We start from the raw sequence: 18053 nt of genomic DNA, 5'->3' as shown, positions 1-18053 counted from the left end.
GGCAGCGGCTGCCCATACGGCTCGGCCGCTGGGATAGATCAACGTGGTGCTTCCGTCTGGTCGACCAGATCGGAGACGATCTGCTCGACCAGACGGCCATCGATCTGTGCGGCAGGCGAAAGGATGACGCGATGGCGCAGCGCCGGCACCGCCAGTGCCTTGACGTCGTCGGGGATCACATAGGCGCGCCCGTCCAGCGCCGCCCGGGCACGCGCCGCCCGTGCCAGCATGGCACCGGCGCGTGGACTGGCCCCGACTTCCAGATCGGCATTTTCACGCGTGGCGCGTACCAGGGCCGCAATGTAGCCGACGACGTCGTCGACAAGGGTGACGGAGCCGACGGTTGCAAGTGCCTCCTGCAGCATCTCCCGGTCCGTCTGTGCCTTGATGCCGTATTGCGCGATGTCATGTGAGGCGGAGCCGCCGCCGTGATGGACGATGATGGCGCGTTCTTCCTCGGGGCCGGGATAGCTGACGCGGTGCTTGAACAGGAAGCGGTCGAGCTGCGCCTCGGGCAGCGGATAGACACCCTGGTGCTCGATCGGATTCTGGGTCGCGACGACCATGAAATTGCGGCCGAGCGAATGCGTGGTACCGTCGAACGTAACCGCATGTTCCTGCATCGCCTCGAGCAATGCGGCTTGCGTCTTGGGCGGCGTGCGGTTGATTTCGTCGGCAAGCAGGAGATCGCAGAAGATCGGGCCGCGCGTCAGCGTGAACTGTCCGGTCTGGAAGTTGTAGATGTTCGAGCCGACGATATCGCCGGGCATCAGGTCCGGGGTGAACTGGATCCGCCCGTAGGCCACCCCGAGGGCCTGGGCGAAGCAGCGCGCGGTCATTGTCTTGGCCGTGCCCGGAGGACCTTCCAGCAGGATATGCCCGCCCGCAAACAAGGCGATCAGCATCAGGTCGACCGTATCGTGCTGCCCGGTAATCGCCTTGGCCACTTCTCCCCTGATCCGTGTCGCCATGGCCTTCACATCATCGACGTTCACCGAGCCTCCTTGCCGTCCAGTCGTGCAGCCGCTCTGCCGCCTGTTGCATCTGGTTCAAATTCTTCGCCTCGCCTGCGGCTTGCGAGCGCGTCGTAAATCCATCGACTTGCTCCTTATCGCGAGAGTCGAGCCAGTGGTCGAGCGCTTTGCCTTGCAATCCTTGCGGTGCCCCGAGCAGTGCGCCGGCGCGCACCCGCATCAAGGCCGCATAGCGGTCGCCCAGCTCGTCCAGCCGGCCGGCGCGCCGCATGAGCATCGCCGTCGTATCGACCAGCGCACGTTTGCCGAAAGCAATCGCGCGCTGATCGGCACGCGGCGGGCCGAACCGGCCAAGGCCATGCAGGAACGCCAGCGCCGCAGCGATCAGGATCGTCAATGTCAGCGCCAGGAACGGCGGCTCGACCAGAAGCTTGGCCAGATCGTACTTCCGCCCCGCGCCGTGCAGCGTCAGATCGAACATCACCGGCCCGTCGTCGGGCTGCAGCCACGAGATCAGATCGAGCGCGGCCGCCGCCTTGTCGGGATCCCCGAGCGCGGCATTGTTGATCAGATCGGGGTCCGTCAGGATATAGAACTGCTTGTTCCCCACTTGGGTCAGGACGGCCTGGCCTTTCCCGGCTGCAATGACCGGGTGTTCGTCCGGTACCCACTGCAATTCGTCCGGGGCGTTGACGAGCCGGCCCTCGATGTCGAGCTGCTTTGCCGTACTCTGGCCGGCACCGATCTTTGCATCGGCGATCCGACCAAGCCATTCGTTCACCACCGAACCGGGCAATCGCCCGAATTTCATGTTCCATCCTTCGTGCTCCTGCAGCGGCAGGATCTGCCATTTGGGCAGCACGAAGAGGGTGTGCTGGTCCTGGCGAAGTTTTACGATGTGGTCGAGCGCCTCCGGATCGCTGTCGGGCGAGATGGTGACGATCAGCAGCATGTCGGTGCCGAGATCGTCCTCGGTCCGCGCCATGGCCGGCGCTTCGCCGGTGAGCCGCAGCCACTCCGCCAGACCGGCGTAGCCAACGCCGCTTTTCGACAGCGGCGTGGCGCCGCCATTACCGGGTTGCCGGAAATCGGGGGCATAGGTGGACAGCAGGAAGAAACCGGCTGCCGCAAGCAGGCTGGCGAAAATCCCCCAAAACAGCGTTTTTCGATTGAACGGCTCCTGCGCCTCGACCGCCGGTGCGCTCACGTCCAGGCATCCCGGAAGGCAAAACGTTCATAGGCGCCGCGTGCTTGCCGCCAGCCTTCCGCGCCGACCGGCCGGCGCGCGAACAGCGCGGCTTCGACGATGCGGGCGATCTCGGTAAAAGCGCTGCGCGCCCGTGCCGGCAGGGAAGGGGCACTGGCGATGTCGCGCGCGGTAAGCGACGGGCGCAGGAAATCGGGCAGCCGGCCGGCAATATCGGCGACGCTGCGCCGAAGCAGCAGGTGAACTGCTTCGTCATAGTCGCCGCGCGCCGCCAGCGCATCGGCTTCCGACAGCAGGATCTGCGCGGCGCCGGCGTCGGGACGCCAGGTCTCTTCGGCCTCGACCTCGGGCCGCGCGCGCTGCCACGGCAGGCGCCAGGCGATGCCTTTCACCTCGAGGAAGACCAGGAGCAGGATGATGGCGACGCCTGATATCACGGCGCCCCAGAACAGATAGATCATGTAAGGACCGAGCCACGACAAAAGGTCGAGCAGCGGCTTCAGCCAGTCCGGCGGCCGGGGCGGCACATAGGCCGGCAGATCGAACTGGATCGAACTATCCGCGATCAGCTGCTTGTGCAGATTGGTCAGCCATTCGGCTTCCGCTGTGCCTGGCTGTGCCACCGCCACCCGCTCCCCTGCAACCTGTGGTTCCCAGCCGACACTGACAATGCAGCACAAGAATTGCAAGTGGGCTGGACGCCCACCGTTAATCTTGGCAGAACTACTATTAGGGCGCCGTGATACTGCTACGGCGAAACACGGGGGGGAAATCATGGCTTCAACGACACTGGAACGGCCTGAGAAATTCGAGATCGGCAGGGTGTTCAACAACAGCTTCGCCGTGATCGGCCGCAACATCGGCTTGTGCCTTGGGCTCGCGCTGCTGTTTTCAGGCTTGCCGGCGATTGTTCTTCGGCTGTGGAGCCAACCGCAAATAGATGCGGTTCTGCAGGGCGACCCCGGCGCCGCGGCCGATCCCTCGATGATGTTTCGGAATTCATGGATTACGATTATTGCGGGATTGCTATCGTTCGTTTTCGCGCTGCTGCTCCAGTCGGCGCTGGTCCGGGCGACGATCGAGGACTTGAACGGCAAGCGGCCGACCTTTGGCGACTGCATTCAGATAGCCATCCGCAATTTGCTGACGACCCTTGGTATTGGCCTCCTCGTCGCCCTGGGTGCGGGCTTGGCGTCGATAGCTTTGCTGGTTCCCGGCATCATCTTATGGCTCGGATGGTGCGTGGCGGTGCCGGTTCTGATCCAGGAGCGGCTTGGCGTGTTCGGTTCGATGTCGCGCAGCCGTGTCCTGACCAAGGGCAACCGCTGGCCGCTATTTGGCCTGTTCTTGATCCTGATAGTCATCGCGATGGTCATCCAGTGGGTAATGCTGGCGGTCATCATCATGTTTGGCGGGATCATTGCAGATGTGGCGGCAGCCTTGGTGTCGACCGTACTGTCGATGGTGCTGTCGGTGGCCACGGCTGTTAGCTATGTCGAGCTGCGGCAGGTCAAGGAAGGCACCAGCGTCGAAGAACTGTCGCAAATCTTTTCCTGAGGTCGGGTGGAGGCTTTTCACCGACGGCTGGGCTCTCGCGTTGCGCTCACGTAGCCGAGCTTGTTCACGAAGCCTTTGTCTGCTGCGCCGGCAACGCTGCGGCCAGACGCTTCGCCCATTCCTCGATGCCGGTGCGGCTCGCCAACAGGTCCTGCCTGATCTCGATGAGGATGGCGGGAATGCCGCGATCGTCGCCATGGATCGGTATGGCGTAGTCGCCATCGCGGCTGATCACATAAGGCTCGTTCGCCGCGACATTGAGCGCACGGTCGGTGCTCAGGCCGGCAAGCACGGCCTGGCCGAAATCGATTGCCCGATCGTAAAGCACGCCGGCGTGCCAGGACCTGCTAACACCGAGGAAGACCGGCGTGAAGGAATGGATCGTCGCGATCCGCGTCGGTCTGCCCTTCTTCGCCCGGTCGTCGAGATGAGCGGCCACGCGGTCATGAAACGGTGCGAACATGATCTCGGCGCGCCGGCTCCGCTCCGCCGCATCAAGGTCGATATTGCCGGGGATGTCAGTGTCCTCCGACAGCACCGGAATGCTGCCGCTGGAACCAAGCGGCCGGTTGAGATCGATCAAAAGCCGCGAATAGGAGCTGAGGAAAGCCGGAGCATCGAGCAGCTTCGACAGAGTGCGGGTCACTTCGGCGGCGCCGATGTCCCAGGCGATATGGCGATGCGAATGGCTGCTGTCGAGGCCGAGTCGCCCATACTTGGCCGGTATGTGATTGGACGCGTGCTCGCATATCAGAACGATATCGGAACGACCCGTTTCGTTGATCGCTTCGACCACCGGAGGCCAACCTTTAGGCTGAATGGCGCTGGCAACCTGTGCAGCCATCAATAGAGCGTCCGGTAGAGGTCGCAGACAGCCACTGGATCCAGGCCGGCGAGGCGCTCGATCTCGTGCCGCTTGAGGCCGACAAAGGTCTCGACGAAGACCGGTGCGAACCATCCGGTGACGGTCTTGTCGGCGAGGAGTGCGTCGAGTGCCGCCGGCAGCGTTTCCGGCAGCCGCACGAGGCCAAGCTTGTTGCGTTCGGCGGCGCTCATCTGCGTCGGGTCGCCGGTGACCAGCGGCGGCGCCGGCAGCTTGGCCTTCAGGCCCTCCATCCCGGCGCGCACGATGGCCGCCAGCGACAGGTAGGGATTGCCGGTGGCGTCGGCGGCCCGGTATTCGATGTTGTATTGTCGCGCCGGATCGCGCCCGCCGATCGTCACGGTCGGGCAGATGCGCAGGCTGGCCTCGCGGTCGCGATCGGCAAGCCAGGTATAGGACGAGCTCCAGCTATGCGGCTTCAGCCGATAGTAGGACGACACACTCGCCGCCGTCATGGCAGTAATCGCGGGCAAGTGGCGTAGCACGCCGGCACAGAACGAAGCGGCCTGGCTGGAAAGACCGCCCGGCTGTGCCGGATCGTAGGTCGCCGGTTTGCCGGCCTCGTCGACGAAACTGAAATGGATGTGGACGCCGTTGCCGACGGCATCGGGAGCGGTTTTGGGCGCGAAACTCGCCCGCCAGCCGGCAGTGCGCGCCACTTCGCGCGTGATCTCGCGGATGGCGACGGCCCGATCGGCCGCGGCAAGTGCATCGGCTGGCTCGCACGTCACCTCGAATTGGTCGGTGCCGAATTCGGCGATCACCACTTCGGGCGCGACGCCGGCTTCCTCCAGCGCCGCCATCAGATTGGCGGCAAACGGGTCGGCGCGACGCAGTGCGGCGAACGACATCGAATGAGCCGGTGCGAAGTCGGCCTCGATATGGAATTCATGCTCGAAGGCGGCGATAACGGAAAGCCCGGCTGCTGCCTTCAGTTCCGCCAGCGCACCCCTGAGCATGGTCCGCGTGCAGCCGACCCACGGGCTGCCGTCGAGTTCGACAATGTTGCCGGCGACCATGTCGAACGGCGTCGCCGATCCGGTCAGCGCCGTGCGAAACCGCGCGTTGAGATCGGGAATGAGCCGCACGTCGCCGGACGAACCCCACGGATTGGGGTCGACGATCGAGTTGAACGGCGTCAGCGACAGGTTGGCCTGCAGCCAGCCGACGCCGGTCGCCGCGATCTTCTGCAGCCTGCTTTCGACGACCGAGCGGCCGCGCGTGATCGCCGAAAGATCGGTGGTGACGACGGCAACGAGCGGTTCGACGGTCGATGTCATGCAGCTTTTCCCAAGGCTTCGAAACGGGCAGTAACGATGGCGGTATCTGCGACCCAGCAATAGCCGCCGAAGGCCTCGAGCGCGCCATCATGGCGCTCCTGCGAGGCGGCGGCGCAGGCATCCGATACGCAGGTGACGAGATAGCCGCGATCAGCGGCATCGCGCACCGCCATGTCGACGCACTGGTCGGTCATGATGCCAGCGACGATCAGGTAGCGCACGCCGAGGTTCTTCAAGACATAGTCGATGTTGGTCGAGTTGAAGACGCCCGACGACGTCTTCGGCAGCATGATCTCGTCGCCGACCGGCGCCAGCGATGGCACCGGCAGGCCTTCCGGCCGGCTCGGCGCGATATGGATCGGCGTCAGCTTGTGGTCGAGCGAGCGGTCGCGGCCGTCCTCGGTCAGGCTCTGGATGATCGTGTGGATCACCTCGACGCCGTTGGCCCGCGCCGCCGCCAGCAGGCGCTGTTGGCTGGGGATCGTTTGCGATGCCGTCTGCCGGTAGAAATAGTGGTCGGGGCCGCGCTCCGGATGCGCCGGATCGGCGCCGGGCTCCAGCCAGACCCGTTGCATGTCGACCAGCAGCAGCGCGGTTTCGCCGGCCCGGAACGGCTCGTTTCGTTTTGGCAACGCTGGCGTCATGCTTGGGGGTCCTGTGTTGGTGATTTGGGTGAGGCCGATTGGGGTTCCGGACATTTTGCCTGCGTCGTTGTCCTCCGCACCGCGAGATCACGGCATCGATATTGCGCAGAATCTGGAGCGCAGTAATCGTTTCTTTGCTGTGGACAAGAGAGAAATGCCTTTTTTGTAAATGACGCCGCGCCTTCCAGGTCTACTGTCGCCCTTCCGTGAACTCGCTTGCGCGCGCCTCGCCGTTGCGCCACTAGTGCAACTGGGGGGACTTTCAAATGAAAATCTATCTTTGTGCTGCCTTGGCGGCAACAGTCGCTATGTCGGGCTGCGCGTCGGTGGTGCGTGGCACAACCGATAAAATCGCTATCAATTCCGTCCCGCCGGACGCTGCGATAAGAACTTCACTCGGTCATTCATGCCCGGCTTCACCTTGCACGGTCGAAGTAAGTCGGAAGGAGGAGTTCACCGCTTTTGCCGAGAAGGAAGGTTATAAGCCGGGCAGTATTTATATCGGCACGACCATGAGCGGGAAGGGTGCTGCAGGTCTCGCCGGCAATATACTGCTCGGCGGAGTGATAGGAGTAGGCGTGGATGCGGTGACGGGTGCGACGCTCGACCATTCTCCGAATCCCGCACTTATAACCCTGGTTCCAGTCGACGCGCCTGGCGAAAGCACTAAGGCGGTTGTTCCTCCGCCTGCACCTCCGGCAAAGAACAACAGCTCGCACGCGGGGGTGTAGTCTGCTCCTGCAGCAACGCTGTAGTCCGTCAAAACACCCTCCCCACCGTTGCGATTTCACACAGTCTATAGCTACTGTTTGAGCTTTGCCGTGATGCATTCGATCGACGGCAACGGAGTGATGCCGTCTTTTGTTGTCTCTTCCAGGCGCGATTTGTTGTCATCGATAGACGAACAGTAATAAAGTTTCTCCAATATAATTCTTCTGACTGGCTCAAGTGGAAGCGAAATATATTCGAAATAATTTCCCTTGACTGGGAATCCGTTTACATAGTCAAGAGCGCCGTGTAAGCAAGAATCTGTGTAGGTCTTGTTGCCAATTCCGAACTTGGTTCTGTCGACAAAAATCAAACCGACAGACACCCACGTATTTCGGTCAATAAACTTATATGCGGTGCAGCCGTCGCTGTTGAGGCTGGCCTTAGAGGCATACGATTTGTACGCCTGCAGCAACTTCGAATTTTTCAATAATTTTTCAGCATCCCTCGAAAATGTATCATAATTTATTGAAATGACCGAAATTTGCGCCACTACGGGCGCCTCAAACATCTGGAGGATACTTCTATGGTCGACATTGTACCTGCTTATAGATTCAGCTATTTCAGAATTGCCATCGACAATCTCGTACGGTCTCAGATACGATGGCCATACAAAGATCTCCATTCCTTGATCTAAACCTGATAGGTAATGAAGTGCGAAATTTTTAACATTATTGTCGCCGCTACTAGCGCAGTACCCTTTCACAATCACCATCAAAGAGCCGCAACTTATTATAAAAAGTATTTTCCAAAAGTTCTTCGATGCAGGTTTAGCCATACTTCCATCCGTTTTAAATTTTATATGTTGTGCTTTGCATTCGATCTCATCGCTCATGAAACGCCTCATCCGTCATCTCCATCAACGGATCGAGAAGGAACTCGATTACGCGGCGATTCCCCGTCTTGACCTCGGCCGTTACCGACATTCCAGCCGTTAGAAGTACGTCGTTGCCTTCGACGCGAATCGACGTCTCATTCAGCGCGATCCTTACCGGGAAGACCAGCGGCCGGCGGCGTCGCGCGCAGTCTCTTCCTTCGAATTGCGGTGACAGTGCACTATTTTCTTTTCGCCGCCTGCCTCGTTTTCCGGGTTTTCACGGCTTTGCCAATTTGCCTGGCGATGCTCCGCCCACGGGTGTATCGATAACCGCGACATCGGCGACGCGGCAATACTCGATGAGCAGTTCTTGTGGAACACATAGTCTTCGGACGTGAAAACACTTTGGCTCACCCGTACGGTGCTGGGGATGCGGCAGACCGGGAACGCCGGCAAGGTGCACCATGCGGCGGGGGCGAACATGGTAAAAAGTGCACTCACCGTAATTCTGATCTATAGTCCGGACACCAGCCCGAACGCCTACGGCAAGGCGAAGGGCGGATGAAGCGCTTGATAGAGCTCTCTTTTTAGTCATGTGGCGATGTTAAGATGTTAGCCTCCGACCTGACGAAATTTATCGAGCAGGATCATCTGGCTCTCGATGCCTTCGTAAAGGGCGATCCTGAGCCCTTGAAAAACCTCTACTCGCGACAGGACGACGTCATTATTGCCAATCCCTTTGGCCCGCCGGCGAAGGGATGGAGAAAGGCCGCTGAGACCATGGAACGGGCCGCCACCAATTACCGGCACGGCAAGGCCATCGGCTTTGAGCGCATCTCGGAGTATGCGACAGCCGACTTGGGATACATCATCGAGGTCGAGCGGTTCCAATCCAAGGTCGGTGGTGGCAACAAACTGGTGCCGATTGCGCTTCGAGTCACCACCATATTCCGGCGCGAGGAAGGCGCGTGGAGGATCGTCCTTCGTCATGCCGATCCGATAACCTCGGCACGCCCGCCGACGTCCATTGTCGGTGAGTAGAAGGGTTGGGAATTACTGGGAATTACGGTGACAGTGCATTAATTCTTTTCGCCGCGTGCCTCGTTTTCCGGGTTCTCACGGCTTTGCCGATTTGTTCGGCGATACTCTCGGCCCACAGGTACATCGAAAACCCCGACATCGGCCAGCGGCCATGCTCGATGAGCATTTCTTCTGGAACTTACAGTCTCCGGACGTGAAAACACTTCGGCTCGCTCGTACGGTGCCGGGGGATGCGGCAGACCGGGAACGCGGGCAAGGTGCACAATGCGGCGGAGGCGACATGGTAAAAGTGCACTGTCACCGTAATTCATCCTTAGCGGCCAATTTCCCGCGTCGCATCAACAATCTAGGTCATTTTCGGTTTCGCTTTAGGCAGCGCGGCCAGCAAGAGCTGGTGCTGTTTCTTCTTTCTCTTCGACGTGAGGGCTCACCCATTCGTCGGTTATCACGCGGCTGACCAAGGTGCCCGGCACCGCTTTTCTCAAGGCACGCAGCAAAAAGTATAAACCCGCTCGGACAGTCAAGAGGTGTGGTAGGCAGGCCATGCGCAGCCAGCCGCAGCGAGCCGCCAAGACGCGCGAAGCACTTCGGCGGTGTAGGACAGCGGCACGCCAGAACGCGCGCAGGCCAGGCGTTGGCTTGCCCAATTGTGTTTTGACTATTTGGCTGAACGGGCGCGTAAAATATCAGGTTCGCCCGGTCGGGCGAACTAACTCAGGGAGGATGTTATGAAGATGAATCGACGTAATGCTCTCGCCCTTGGTGCCACCTCGTTGGCGGCCCCGCTATTGGTCGCAAAGCCCATTCCGGTAGCGGCCAAGACCTACGGTCCGACTGATGGCAAAGAGATTTTTCCCGGCGTTCGGCTCGTCGAACTGGGAACACGAGACTCCCATATCAAGGGGTACAAGAAAATTGCCATGGAAGACGTCGTCTACCAGCCAAAGGCAACTAGCCCGCTCGGGGATGTCATGGCCGACGATATGGTCTGCACGGTCACTGAAGGCGAGCTGCAGGTCACGGCCGGAGACATGCAGTTCACGGCCAAGGAGGGTGACGTATGGAGCTGCGGCAAGGGTAGCACGAAGGAGGCTGCTACGAACAACGGAACAGCGGTCGCAGTGATGCGGGTGATTAACCTGAAGGCTGCATAAAGTTACCCACACTCTGGCGACTGCAGACGCTCCAGCCGGCTTCGGCCGGCGGGCTTTTCCGGTGCGCCACGGCCTCGATGACCGGACATTTCTGCCGGCGCGCTGTGGCCAGCGCGGCGGCAGACTGAGGCCTTAGCGCACGGGCGAGCCGCCCTTCAGTGGTGGTGGGCGGAAACGCTCTTGACGTATTCGGACACCAGTTCCCTCGGTGCCGACTGACTGACGTCGCCGACGCTAAGGATGCCGACCATCCGCATATTCTTGTTGATCACCGGCAACCTGCGGATTTTCAGTTCTTCCATGTGCCGTACGGCCTTGGCCAGATCGTCGTCTTCGCGGCAGCAGTGAATGCCGGCCGTCATAACATCGCGCGCCGTTGCGATGCGGCCGTCGAAACCATCTTCTGCCAGTCCGTTGCAGACAATATCGCGGTCGGTCACCATTCCGATCAGTCGGTCGTTCTCTCCAATGGGAATCGACCCGATATCCTGGGCTCGCATCATTTTCGCCAGTTCGGTGACAGCGGTTTCGGGGCTGACCCAGTCGACACCCTTATGCATTGCGTCTTTGACTTTCATGGCGGACCTCCCTTGCTGGGTTGGTGAATGTCCCCCTGTCCCATTCTAACGCGGACGGGGTTTGGCTGCCAGAGGTCATCATCCAGACCCGCATTTTGCGGTGGTTGTCATGCGGAATTACGGTGACAGTGCACTTTTTACCCATGTCGCTCCCGCCGCATGGTGCACCTTGCCCGCGTTCCCGGTCTGCCGCATCCCCCAGCATCGATAACCGCAACATCGGCGACGCGGCAATATTCGATGAGCGGTCCTTGTGGAACGCATAGTCTTCGGACGTGAAAACACTTTGGCTCGCCTGTACGGTGCTGCGGCAGACCGGGAACGCGGGCAAGGTTACACGATGCGGCGGGGCGAACATGGTAAAAAGTGCACCGTCACCGTAATTCCGGTGCACTATTTTCTTTTCGCCGCCTGGCTCGTTTCCGGGTTTCGCGGCTTTGCCGATTTGTCCGGCGATGCTCTCGGCCCACGGGTGCATCGACATTGGCGACGCGTCAATACTCGATGAGCAGTTCTTGTGGAACACATAGTTTTCGGACGTGAAAACACTTTGGCTCGCCCGTGGTGCTGGGGATGCGGCAGACCGGGAACGCGGGCAAGGTGCACCATGCGGGGGGAGCAACATGTAAAAAGTGCACTGCCACCGTAATTCCCGAGTGCGGTTAACGAAGTGTGGGATCACATCGCAGGCCGGCTATCTACAACAAACAAAAAATGCGAGGTTTAGGCGCTCGTATCGTTGGTCAGCGATAACAATCCATCGGCAGGTCATCTAGGCGAGCGCTACAAAGTGAAGGGGGGCGGAATTGACAGCAGTATGTAGCGCAATCCTAGCTGCATTTGGCAGCGCCTGGGTGCAATTCCTATCGGATACTGTCTCCACCCTCATCGGGGTCATGGCAGGTTTCGCGGTATCTATCTATCTCAGTAGAAAACAGATTCAGTATGACTCAAAAAAGGATCAAGAGTCGCATATACAACTTAGCATCTCGAATCTGAAGCAGGTCGTTTATTCGTGCGCTTCGAACCTAGAAAACTTGCTTAATATGAAATTCCAGATGATAGGTAACCTGCAGTCCGATTGCGACAAAGTTAGACCCGCAATCAATGAATTTCGACATCCACAGGAAATTGTCGATATTTCAGAGACGCTCAGAACGTTTTTCGTGGGGTTCCCACGAATAGGAGTGATGAAATTTCCGGGTTTATGAGCAATTTAGTGACGTCGTGAACGATATACCCATGCTTCTTTCAATTATTCATAAGACGGAATTTACTCTCGACGATTTGAATAATAGAATTTCTTCGCGCAACTACTTGATAGACAGACACTCTGTGAAGAATATAGATGGACTTAACGCACACGCAGTTCTTTATTTTCACCAGATGATATTGTCAGAATCTTACAACATTATTCAATACGTCGACGACGCTCTATTCTTCTCAGATTTGCTGAGTGAGCAAATTATAAATTACGTGAAATATAAACACCCAGGACAGAAAACTATTACATTTGCTCCGTCGGAACATTTAAAGGCCCTTATGCCTCCAAAAAATTACGTGCAAACTTATCGAGATCAGTTCCGTGATTTTTCAGCGACCCCTAAAACAAAAAAGCAATTTACTCTTGCTGATGCATTCTCGAGGCAAGCCCTGTAGGTCCGGTGCTAGGGGATGCGCATAGACCTCCGCCCCCTTAACCGGAGTGCGGACCGCCGAAATCGAAAATGCACGTAATTCGTTGATTGACTGATTTTATTTACTAAAAGGAAAGTGGCTGGGGAACCTGGATTCGAACCAGGACTAACGGAGTCAGAGTCCGTGGGTCTACCGTTAACCTATTCCCCAGCAGGCGCGTTTGATGACAAACCGCGCGGGCATGGCGACAATGTCGCCGCGCGTGCCTTGTAGCCGCCGCCGGAAAATAGTCAAGCCTGCCCGGCCTTTCAATCGCCGCGTTTTAATCGCGGCGTTCAGTCGCCACGCCTTTCGCGTATCAATTCTCGCTGCGGCTGTATTGTGAGTGCTCGAAGAACAGCACGACGCCGAGCGCGATCAGCAGCGGGATGATCAGGTAGAACAGCCGGAACACCAGGAGCGCTGCCAGTACGCCGACCTGATCCATATGCGACAAGCCGGCGAGAAAAACCACTTCGAACACGCCCAGCCCGCCCGGCGCATGCGAGATCTGCGCGATCGAGAATGACACCAGGAAGACGCCGAGCACGACGAAATATCCGGGATTGCCGGCGGCGGGCAGGGCGAAGAAGATGATCGCCGCCGCCGCCAGGAGCTCGATCGGGCCGACCAGCAATTGCCGCGCGACGATCGGCAGCGCCGGATAGTGCAGCTGGAAGCTGCCGATCCTGAGCGGTCTCAGATGCAGCCAGCTGCCGAAGACATAGGCCGCCACCACGAGCAGCATGGCGAACCCTGCTGCTTGCGATAGCCGATGATGCGGTATGCCGGAAAACCGGTCGATCACCTCGGGCTCGAGCAGCAGCACGATGCCCGAGACGAACAGCGTCGACAGCACGAAGGTGATCCAGCAGATCGCCACCAGAATGCCGACATCCTGGCCGGTCAGGCCCCTGGTGCCGTAGGCGCGGTAGCGGATCACCGCGCCGGAAAACACCGAGCCGCCGATATTGTGCGACAGTGCATAGGTGGTGAACGAGCAGAAGGTGACGAATAGCCACGAGACTTTCTTGCCGATGTGCAGAAGCGCGATGTGGTCGTAGCCGGCGAGCGAGGCATAGGCGATGACCGAGCTCAGCCCCGCGAGCACCCAGCCGCGCGCCGGGATGGCGACGATGCCGTCCCAGACGTCGTCGAGCGAGATGCCGCGCAATTCGTGCAGCAACAGCCACAGCGAGAACACCACCGCGGCGATGCCGATGACGGGCCAGAAATAGCGGCTCCAGTTCATTGCCTGACGATCATGCGTTGCAGCCCGTACCCGTTTTCCGGTTCGCAGCAGGAAAACCGCCCGCGATCCCGAAGGGTTCACCCCTCCATTTCAGAAATGCCTCATTGAAGCCGGCTATTCAACCGGGAAGGCGCCGGAAGGCTCGCCATCATCGGGCCGAGCGCGGGGGCGAGACAATGCCGCCGGCAAAATTCGCCGCGAGCACTCTTGGTGATCCGGCCCGGCGCTGATAGTCTGGCCGCAACTTGAACATGTAAAAGCGCCTGCTGCGTCCGGTCTCGGTTCGCGCGGCGCCGGAAGGAACGACAGTGGAAGACCACGAAGCCGGCGCTGGCGCGCCGGAAGTGGGCGTGTCCAGGGGTTCGCCGACGCCGTCCGGCCAGGCAAGCCCATCCACCGGACGCTACGGCCGTCAGGTGCAGCCCCGGTCCGGCAATGGACAGGCTGGCGACACAACCCAGGACCAGAAGGGCCAGCACCAAAAGGGCCAGGACCAAAAAGGCCCGCATCAGAACGGCAAACCCAAGAAGCGGCGCAAGCGCCGGCGCGGGCGCAAGGTTTTCGCACGCGACGAGGCTCGTCCGCTGGCGGCCGGCACTTCGGTGCCCGCCGCCAATGATGCCCCGGCCGCGCGCCGGCCCCAGCCAGCGGCCTCGCTCGCCGCCCCCTCTTCAATCGCGCAATTGCCTCCAGCCTCGCCAAGGCCGGAGCAAGGTGCCCGCACGCCGCCACCGCTGCAGGAATTGCCGGTGTTTGCCGCGCTCGATCTCGGCACCAACAATTGCCGTCTGCTGGTCGCGGTGCCGACGCGTCATGGCCAGTTCCGCGTCATCGATGCGTTCTCGCGCATCGTCAGGCTGGGCGAGGGCCTTACCGCCAATGGTCGGCTCGGCGAGGCTGCAATGGACCGCGCGGTCGAGGCGCTGAAGATCTGCGGTGACAAATTGCGCAACCGCAAGGTCAGGAAGGCCAGGCTGATCGCCACCGAGGCCTGCCGCACGGCCGCCAACGGCGTCGAGTTCCTCGAGCGCGTCGAGCGCGAGGCCGGCCTGAAGCTCGAGATCATCGACCGCCAGACCGAGGCGCGGCTGGCGGTGTCGGGCTGCGGCTCGCTGGTCGAGCGCGACACGCAAGGCGTCGTGCTGTTCGACATCGGCGGCGGCTCTTCGGAGATCGCGCTGATCGACCTAACCGGTCACCGCTCGCCGAGACTTGCCAACCACATCGTCTCGTGGACCTCGCTGCCGGTCGGCGTCGTCTCGCTGGCTGAGCGTTTTGGCGGCCGCACCGTGACACGCGAGATCTTTGGCGCCATGGTCGAGGATGTCGCAATACGGTTGCGCGCCTTCGACGGGCGCGACCGGCTGAGCCATCTCCTGTCCAGCCCGAAATTCCATTTGCTCGGCACCTCGGGCACGGTGACGACGCTTGCCGGCGTCCATCTCGATCTTGAACGCTACGACCGCCGCCGCGTCGATGGGCTGTGGATGGACCGCGACAGTGTCGACCGCATGGTCGAAAAGCTGGTCGGCTGGGATTTCCAGCAGCGCGTCGCCAATCCCTGCATCGGCGCAGACCGCGCCGACCTGGTTCTGGCCGGCTGCGCCATATTGGAGGCGATCCGCGCCGTCTGGCCGTCCGAACGACTGCGTGTCGCCGACCGTGGCCTGCGCGAGGGCATATTGAGCGAGTTGATGGCCGATGACGGCGTCTGGCGCAACAACGGGCGAGGCAGGGCATGATCCCGAAAAGTGGCATGCTCAAACAAGCAATCAAGCAATGACCAAGAAACCGGAAAGACCGAGTTCGGCCGGCATTCGCGTGCTGAAGACAAAGATCAAGAAGAAAAGCGGCTTGAAGGAATCGTCGCGCCGCTGGCTGCAGCGCCACATCAACGATCCCTATGTCCAGCGCTCGAAGGCCGACGGCTATCGCTCGCGCGCAGCCTACAAGCTGATCGAGATCGACGACAAGCACCATCTGCTCAAGCCCGGCATGAAGGTGATCGACCTTGGTGCGGCGCCCGGCGGCTGGTGCCAGGTCGCCGCCGCACGTACCAAATCGACAGCCCAGCAACCGAACGTCGTCGGCATCGATTATTTGGAGATGGACGCGGTGCCGGGCGCGCCGGTGCTGCTGATGGATTTCCTCGATCCGCAGGCACCCGAGAAGCTGGCCGAGGCGCTGGGCGGTCCGCCGGACATCGTGCTTTCCGACATGGCCGCACCCACCACCGGCCACAAGCGGACCGATCACATCCGCACCATGCATTTGTGCGAGGTGGCGGCCGATTTCGCGCTGTCGGTACTGAAGCCGGGCGGACATTTCCTCGCCAAAACTTTTCAGGGCGGCGCCGAAAACGAATTGCTGGCCAGGCTGAAGCGGAATTTCCGCTCGGTCCATCACGTCAAGCCGCCAGCCTCGCGCGATGAATCGGTGGAGCTTTATTTGTTGGCGAAGGATTTCAAGGGTTAGCGTCGTTTCCTTCTCCCCTTGTGGGAGAAGGTGGCCTCGCGAAGCGAGGTCGGATGAGGGGTGTTCCAGCTTGGCAACACGCTTGCAGTTGTTATCGCCTCATTTCTTCCAACACCCCTCATCCGGCTCGGCGCTGCGCGCCGAGCCACCTTCTCCCACAAGGGGAGAAGGGAAGGAGCATCAACTCCCGGACGGGCTCACCGGCTCCAATGTCTTCGGCGGTGTCAGCCGGCCATGTCCCGACACGGCATTGCCGGCGTCCGGGGCCAGCCGCATGAACGACAGCGAGGCCGCCGCCGACACCGCCGCCACGATGAAGAAGGCGGTGTGGAAGTCACTCAGCGTCAGTGGGCCGCCATGGATATTGGTCGACACTTCCAGGATGCCGCCGGCCAGCGCCACGCCTAGCGCGATCGCCAGCTGCTGGAACACCGCGGTGATCGGCGTTGCCTTGCTGGTGTCGGCGGCCGAAATCTCGGCATAGGCAAGCGCGTTGATGCCGGTGAAGAACATCGAGCGGATGAAGCCCCCGGCGAGCAGCATGGCGAGGATCAGCCCATAGGGCGTGTCGGGTGTGAACAGGCCGTTGATGGCGATGGACGCGGCAGCGACGAGCGAGCCTAAAATCAGCACACGGCGGAAGCCGGCGACCCTGAAGATCAGCGCGGTGACGAATTTCATGCCTATGGCGCCGATTGCCGAGACGAAGGTGATCATGCCGGACTGGAACGGCGTCAGCCCGAAACCGATCTGGAACATCAGCGGCAACAGGAAAGGTACGGCACCAATGCCGATGCGGAACAGTCCGCCGCCGAGCACCGACGAGCGGAACACCCGATTGCGAAACAGCTCGAGCGCCAGCAGCGGATTCTTGGCGCGGCGCGCGTGCAGCAGATAGAGCACCGCCGACGCCAGACCGACGGCTACGGTGACAAAGCCGGCAGCGGGCGGCAGAGCCGGCAAGCTAACCACCGACAGGCCGAACACGATGCCCGATGCCGCCAACCCGCTCAGCACGAAACCGGTGAAATCGAGCGGCGGCGTCTCGGCAGGATCGGTTTTCGGCAGGAAACGCGTGGCTAGCCAGATGCCGATCAGCCCGATCGGCACGTTGATCAGAAAAATCCAGTGCCAGGAAAAATAGGTCGTGATGAAGCCGCCTACCGGCGGGCCGACCAGCGGGCCGACCAGAGCCGGGACGGTCAGCCACGACATGGCAGAAACGAGTTCGCTTTTCGGCGTCGCGCGTACCAGCACCAGACGCCCAACCGGCGTCCTCATGGCGCCGCCAATGCCTTGCAGGAAGCGTGAGACCACGAAAGCCGGCAGCGAATTGGAAATGGCGCACGCGACCGAACCGACGATGAACACGGCGATCGCGGCACGGAAGACATTCTTGGCGCCGAAGCGGTCGGCCATCCAGCCGCTGATCGGAATGAAGATCGCCAGCGATACCAGATAGGCGGTCAGCGCCAGCTTGAGCGCGATCGGGCTGGTGTGGATGTCGATGGCGATCGCCGGCAACGATGTCGCAATGACGGTCGAATCCATGTTTTCCATGAATAGAGCGACCGCCAGGATAAGCGGAATGGTGCGGTTCACGATGAATCCGACCTTGAGATGTGCGTCGCGATTGCTTGCCGGCCTTGGGGGCCAAACCGACAGGTAGGGCGGTATCATGGCTTGGCCCGGATGTCGCATTAATTTGCTGTCACGTTTGTGCGACCGCAAGTCGTGCAGCACCTG

18 protein-coding genes and 1 tRNA gene are annotated in these 18053 nt (G+C 60.6%); 6 read left to right on the top strand and 13 right to left on the bottom strand.

Going from position 1 to position 18053, the window contains the following annotated elements; all coding sequences use genetic code 11:
• Positions 1-38: 38 nt before the first annotated feature.
• Genes NKJ94_RS12670 through NKJ94_RS12660 form a run of 3 tightly spaced genes read right to left on the bottom strand, consistent with a single transcriptional unit; the run spans position 39 to position 2804 of the window.
• Complete coding sequence (locus tag NKJ94_RS12670; RefSeq protein ID WP_352525367.1) at positions 39-995, bottom strand: AAA family ATPase; 957 nt, start codon at positions 993-995, stop codon at positions 39-41.
• Positions 982-2181, bottom strand: a complete 1200-nt coding sequence (locus NKJ94_RS12665) for a DUF4350 domain-containing protein (protein ID WP_352525366.1) — start codon at positions 2179-2181, stop codon at positions 982-984. The genes NKJ94_RS12670 and NKJ94_RS12665 overlap by 14 nt, the downstream gene beginning before the upstream one ends.
• Positions 2178-2804, bottom strand: a complete 627-nt coding sequence (locus NKJ94_RS12660; RefSeq protein WP_352525365.1) for a DUF4129 domain-containing protein — start codon at positions 2802-2804, stop codon at positions 2178-2180. The genes NKJ94_RS12665 and NKJ94_RS12660 overlap by 4 nt, the downstream gene beginning before the upstream one ends.
• Positions 2805-2850: 46 nt before the next feature.
• On the opposite strand from NKJ94_RS12660, the gene NKJ94_RS12655 reads away from it, so the two are divergent.
• Positions 2851-3738, top strand: a complete 888-nt coding sequence (locus NKJ94_RS12655; RefSeq protein WP_352525363.1) for a hypothetical protein — start codon at positions 2851-2853, stop codon at positions 3736-3738.
• Between the two features lie 64 nt (positions 3739-3802).
• On the opposite strand, the gene NKJ94_RS12650 is transcribed toward NKJ94_RS12655, so the two are convergent.
• The 3 genes from NKJ94_RS12650 to NKJ94_RS12640 are packed head-to-tail and all read right to left on the bottom strand — an operon-like array spanning position 3803 to position 6545.
• Entirely contained in the window at positions 3803-4582 is a 780-nt protein-coding gene (locus tag NKJ94_RS12650) for an N-formylglutamate amidohydrolase (RefSeq protein ID WP_352525361.1), read from the bottom strand.
• Positions 4582-5901: a type I glutamate--ammonia ligase gene (locus NKJ94_RS12645; protein WP_352525359.1), complete on the bottom strand. Its 1320-nt coding sequence runs from the start codon at positions 5899-5901 to the stop codon at positions 4582-4584. Before NKJ94_RS12645 ends, NKJ94_RS12650 begins: the two co-directional genes overlap by 1 nt.
• Positions 5898-6545 (bottom strand): cysteine hydrolase family protein, encoded by a 648-nt coding sequence (locus NKJ94_RS12640; RefSeq protein ID WP_352525357.1) that lies wholly within the window; start codon positions 6543-6545, stop codon positions 5898-5900. Before NKJ94_RS12640 ends, NKJ94_RS12645 begins: the two co-directional genes overlap by 4 nt.
• Positions 6546-6811: 266 nt before the next feature.
• On the opposite strand from NKJ94_RS12640, the gene NKJ94_RS12635 reads away from it, so the two are divergent.
• Positions 6812-7276 (top strand): translation initiation factor 2, encoded by a 465-nt coding sequence (locus NKJ94_RS12635; RefSeq protein WP_352525356.1) that lies wholly within the window; start codon positions 6812-6814, stop codon positions 7274-7276.
• Between the two features lie 71 nt (positions 7277-7347).
• Here the strand turns inward: NKJ94_RS12635 and NKJ94_RS12630 are convergent, their stop codons facing one another.
• Together NKJ94_RS12630 and NKJ94_RS12625 are read right to left on the bottom strand one after the other, a co-directional pair.
• Complete coding sequence (locus NKJ94_RS12630) at positions 7348-8148, bottom strand: hypothetical protein (protein ID WP_352525354.1); 801 nt, start codon at positions 8146-8148, stop codon at positions 7348-7350.
• Between the two features lie 153 nt (positions 8149-8301).
• Positions 8302-8613 (bottom strand): hypothetical protein, encoded by a 312-nt coding sequence (locus NKJ94_RS12625; protein ID WP_352525352.1) that lies wholly within the window; start codon positions 8611-8613, stop codon positions 8302-8304.
• A 126-nt stretch (positions 8614-8739) separates the two neighbouring features.
• Between NKJ94_RS12625 and NKJ94_RS12620 the strand changes: the two genes are divergently transcribed.
• Complete coding sequence (locus NKJ94_RS12620) at positions 8740-9171, top strand: YybH family protein (protein WP_023674442.1); 432 nt, start codon at positions 8740-8742, stop codon at positions 9169-9171.
• Positions 9172-9899: 728 nt separating this feature from the next.
• The gene (locus NKJ94_RS12615; protein ID WP_023674443.1) at positions 9900-10325 is read left to right on the top strand and encodes a hypothetical protein; all 426 of its coding nucleotides are present in this window, start codon (positions 9900-9902) and stop codon (positions 10323-10325) included.
• Positions 10326-10480: 155 nt separating this feature from the next.
• Here NKJ94_RS12615 and NKJ94_RS12610 read toward each other — a convergent pair whose 3' ends face one another.
• The 4 genes from NKJ94_RS12610 to NKJ94_RS12595 form a co-directional block, all read right to left on the bottom strand.
• The gene (locus tag NKJ94_RS12610) at positions 10481-10903 is read right to left on the bottom strand and encodes a CBS domain-containing protein (RefSeq protein ID WP_023674444.1); all 423 of its coding nucleotides are present in this window, start codon (positions 10901-10903) and stop codon (positions 10481-10483) included.
• Complete coding sequence (locus tag NKJ94_RS12605) at positions 10878-11387, bottom strand: hypothetical protein (protein ID WP_352525350.1); 510 nt, start codon at positions 11385-11387, stop codon at positions 10878-10880. The genes NKJ94_RS12610 and NKJ94_RS12605 overlap by 26 nt, the downstream gene beginning before the upstream one ends.
• Positions 11388-12677: 1290 nt before the next feature.
• Positions 12678-12751: transfer RNA gene (locus NKJ94_RS12600), tRNA-Gln, on the bottom strand.
• Between the two features lie 148 nt (positions 12752-12899).
• Entirely contained in the window at positions 12900-13832 is a 933-nt protein-coding gene (locus NKJ94_RS12595; RefSeq protein ID WP_352525349.1) for a putative bifunctional lysylphosphatidylglycerol flippase/synthetase, read from the bottom strand.
• A gap of 308 nt (positions 13833-14140) precedes the next feature.
• Here NKJ94_RS12595 and NKJ94_RS12590 point away from each other — a divergent pair, with 308 nt between their 5' ends.
• Positions 14141-15574, top strand: coding sequence for a Ppx/GppA phosphatase family protein (locus NKJ94_RS12590; protein ID WP_352525347.1), 1434 nt, complete (start codon positions 14141-14143; stop codon positions 15572-15574).
• A gap of 37 nt (positions 15575-15611) precedes the next feature.
• Complete coding sequence (locus tag NKJ94_RS12585; protein WP_352525346.1) at positions 15612-16307, top strand: RlmE family RNA methyltransferase; 696 nt, start codon at positions 15612-15614, stop codon at positions 16305-16307.
• A gap of 180 nt (positions 16308-16487) precedes the next feature.
• Here the strand turns inward: NKJ94_RS12585 and NKJ94_RS12580 are convergent, their stop codons facing one another.
• Positions 16488-17909 carry an MFS transporter gene (locus tag NKJ94_RS12580; RefSeq protein ID WP_352525345.1) on the bottom strand — a complete coding sequence of 474 codons (1422 nt, stop codon included), beginning with the start codon at positions 17907-17909 and terminating at the stop codon, positions 16488-16490.
• Between the last annotated feature and the right edge of the window lie 144 nt (positions 17910-18053).

Source organism: Mesorhizobium sp. M0060 (assembly GCF_040323155.1).
In the GTDB taxonomy this organism is placed as follows: domain Bacteria; phylum Pseudomonadota; class Alphaproteobacteria; order Rhizobiales; family Rhizobiaceae; genus Mesorhizobium.
This window is presented reverse-complemented; position numbering and strand designations above follow the sequence as displayed.

Bases quoted from the DNA above. Each gene is read 5' to 3' on its own strand.
- NKJ94_RS12655 (WP_352525363.1), top strand. From the start codon at position 2,851: ATGCAGCACAAGAATTGCAAGTGGGCTGGACGCCCACCGTTAATCTTG.
- NKJ94_RS12650 (WP_352525361.1), bottom strand. From the start codon at position 4,582: ATGGCTGCACAGGTTGCCAGCGCCATTCAGCCTAAAGGTTGGCCTCCG.
- NKJ94_RS12645 (WP_352525359.1), bottom strand. From the start codon at position 5,901: ATGACATCGACCGTCGAACCGCTCGTTGCCGTCGTCACCACCGATCTT.
- NKJ94_RS12640 (WP_352525357.1), bottom strand. From the start codon at position 6,545: ATGACGCCAGCGTTGCCAAAACGAAACGAGCCGTTCCGGGCCGGCGAA.
- NKJ94_RS12635 (WP_352525356.1), top strand. From the start codon at position 6,812: ATGAAAATCTATCTTTGTGCTGCCTTGGCGGCAACAGTCGCTATGTCG.
- NKJ94_RS12630 (WP_352525354.1), bottom strand. From the start codon at position 8,148: ATGAGCGATGAGATCGAATGCAAAGCACAACATATAAAATTTAAAACG.
- NKJ94_RS12625 (WP_352525352.1), bottom strand. From the start codon at position 8,613: ATGTTCGCCCCCGCCGCATGGTGCACCTTGCCGGCGTTCCCGGTCTGC.
- NKJ94_RS12620 (WP_023674442.1), top strand. From the start codon at position 8,740: ATGTTAGCCTCCGACCTGACGAAATTTATCGAGCAGGATCATCTGGCT.
- NKJ94_RS12615 (WP_023674443.1), top strand. From the start codon at position 9,900: ATGAAGATGAATCGACGTAATGCTCTCGCCCTTGGTGCCACCTCGTTG.
- NKJ94_RS12610 (WP_023674444.1), bottom strand. From the start codon at position 10,903: ATGAAAGTCAAAGACGCAATGCATAAGGGTGTCGACTGGGTCAGCCCC.
- NKJ94_RS12605 (WP_352525350.1), bottom strand. From the start codon at position 11,387: ATGTCGATGCACCCGTGGGCCGAGAGCATCGCCGGACAAATCGGCAAA.
- NKJ94_RS12595 (WP_352525349.1), bottom strand. From the start codon at position 13,832: ATGAACTGGAGCCGCTATTTCTGGCCCGTCATCGGCATCGCCGCGGTG.
- NKJ94_RS12585 (WP_352525346.1), top strand. From the start codon at position 15,612: ATGACCAAGAAACCGGAAAGACCGAGTTCGGCCGGCATTCGCGTGCTG.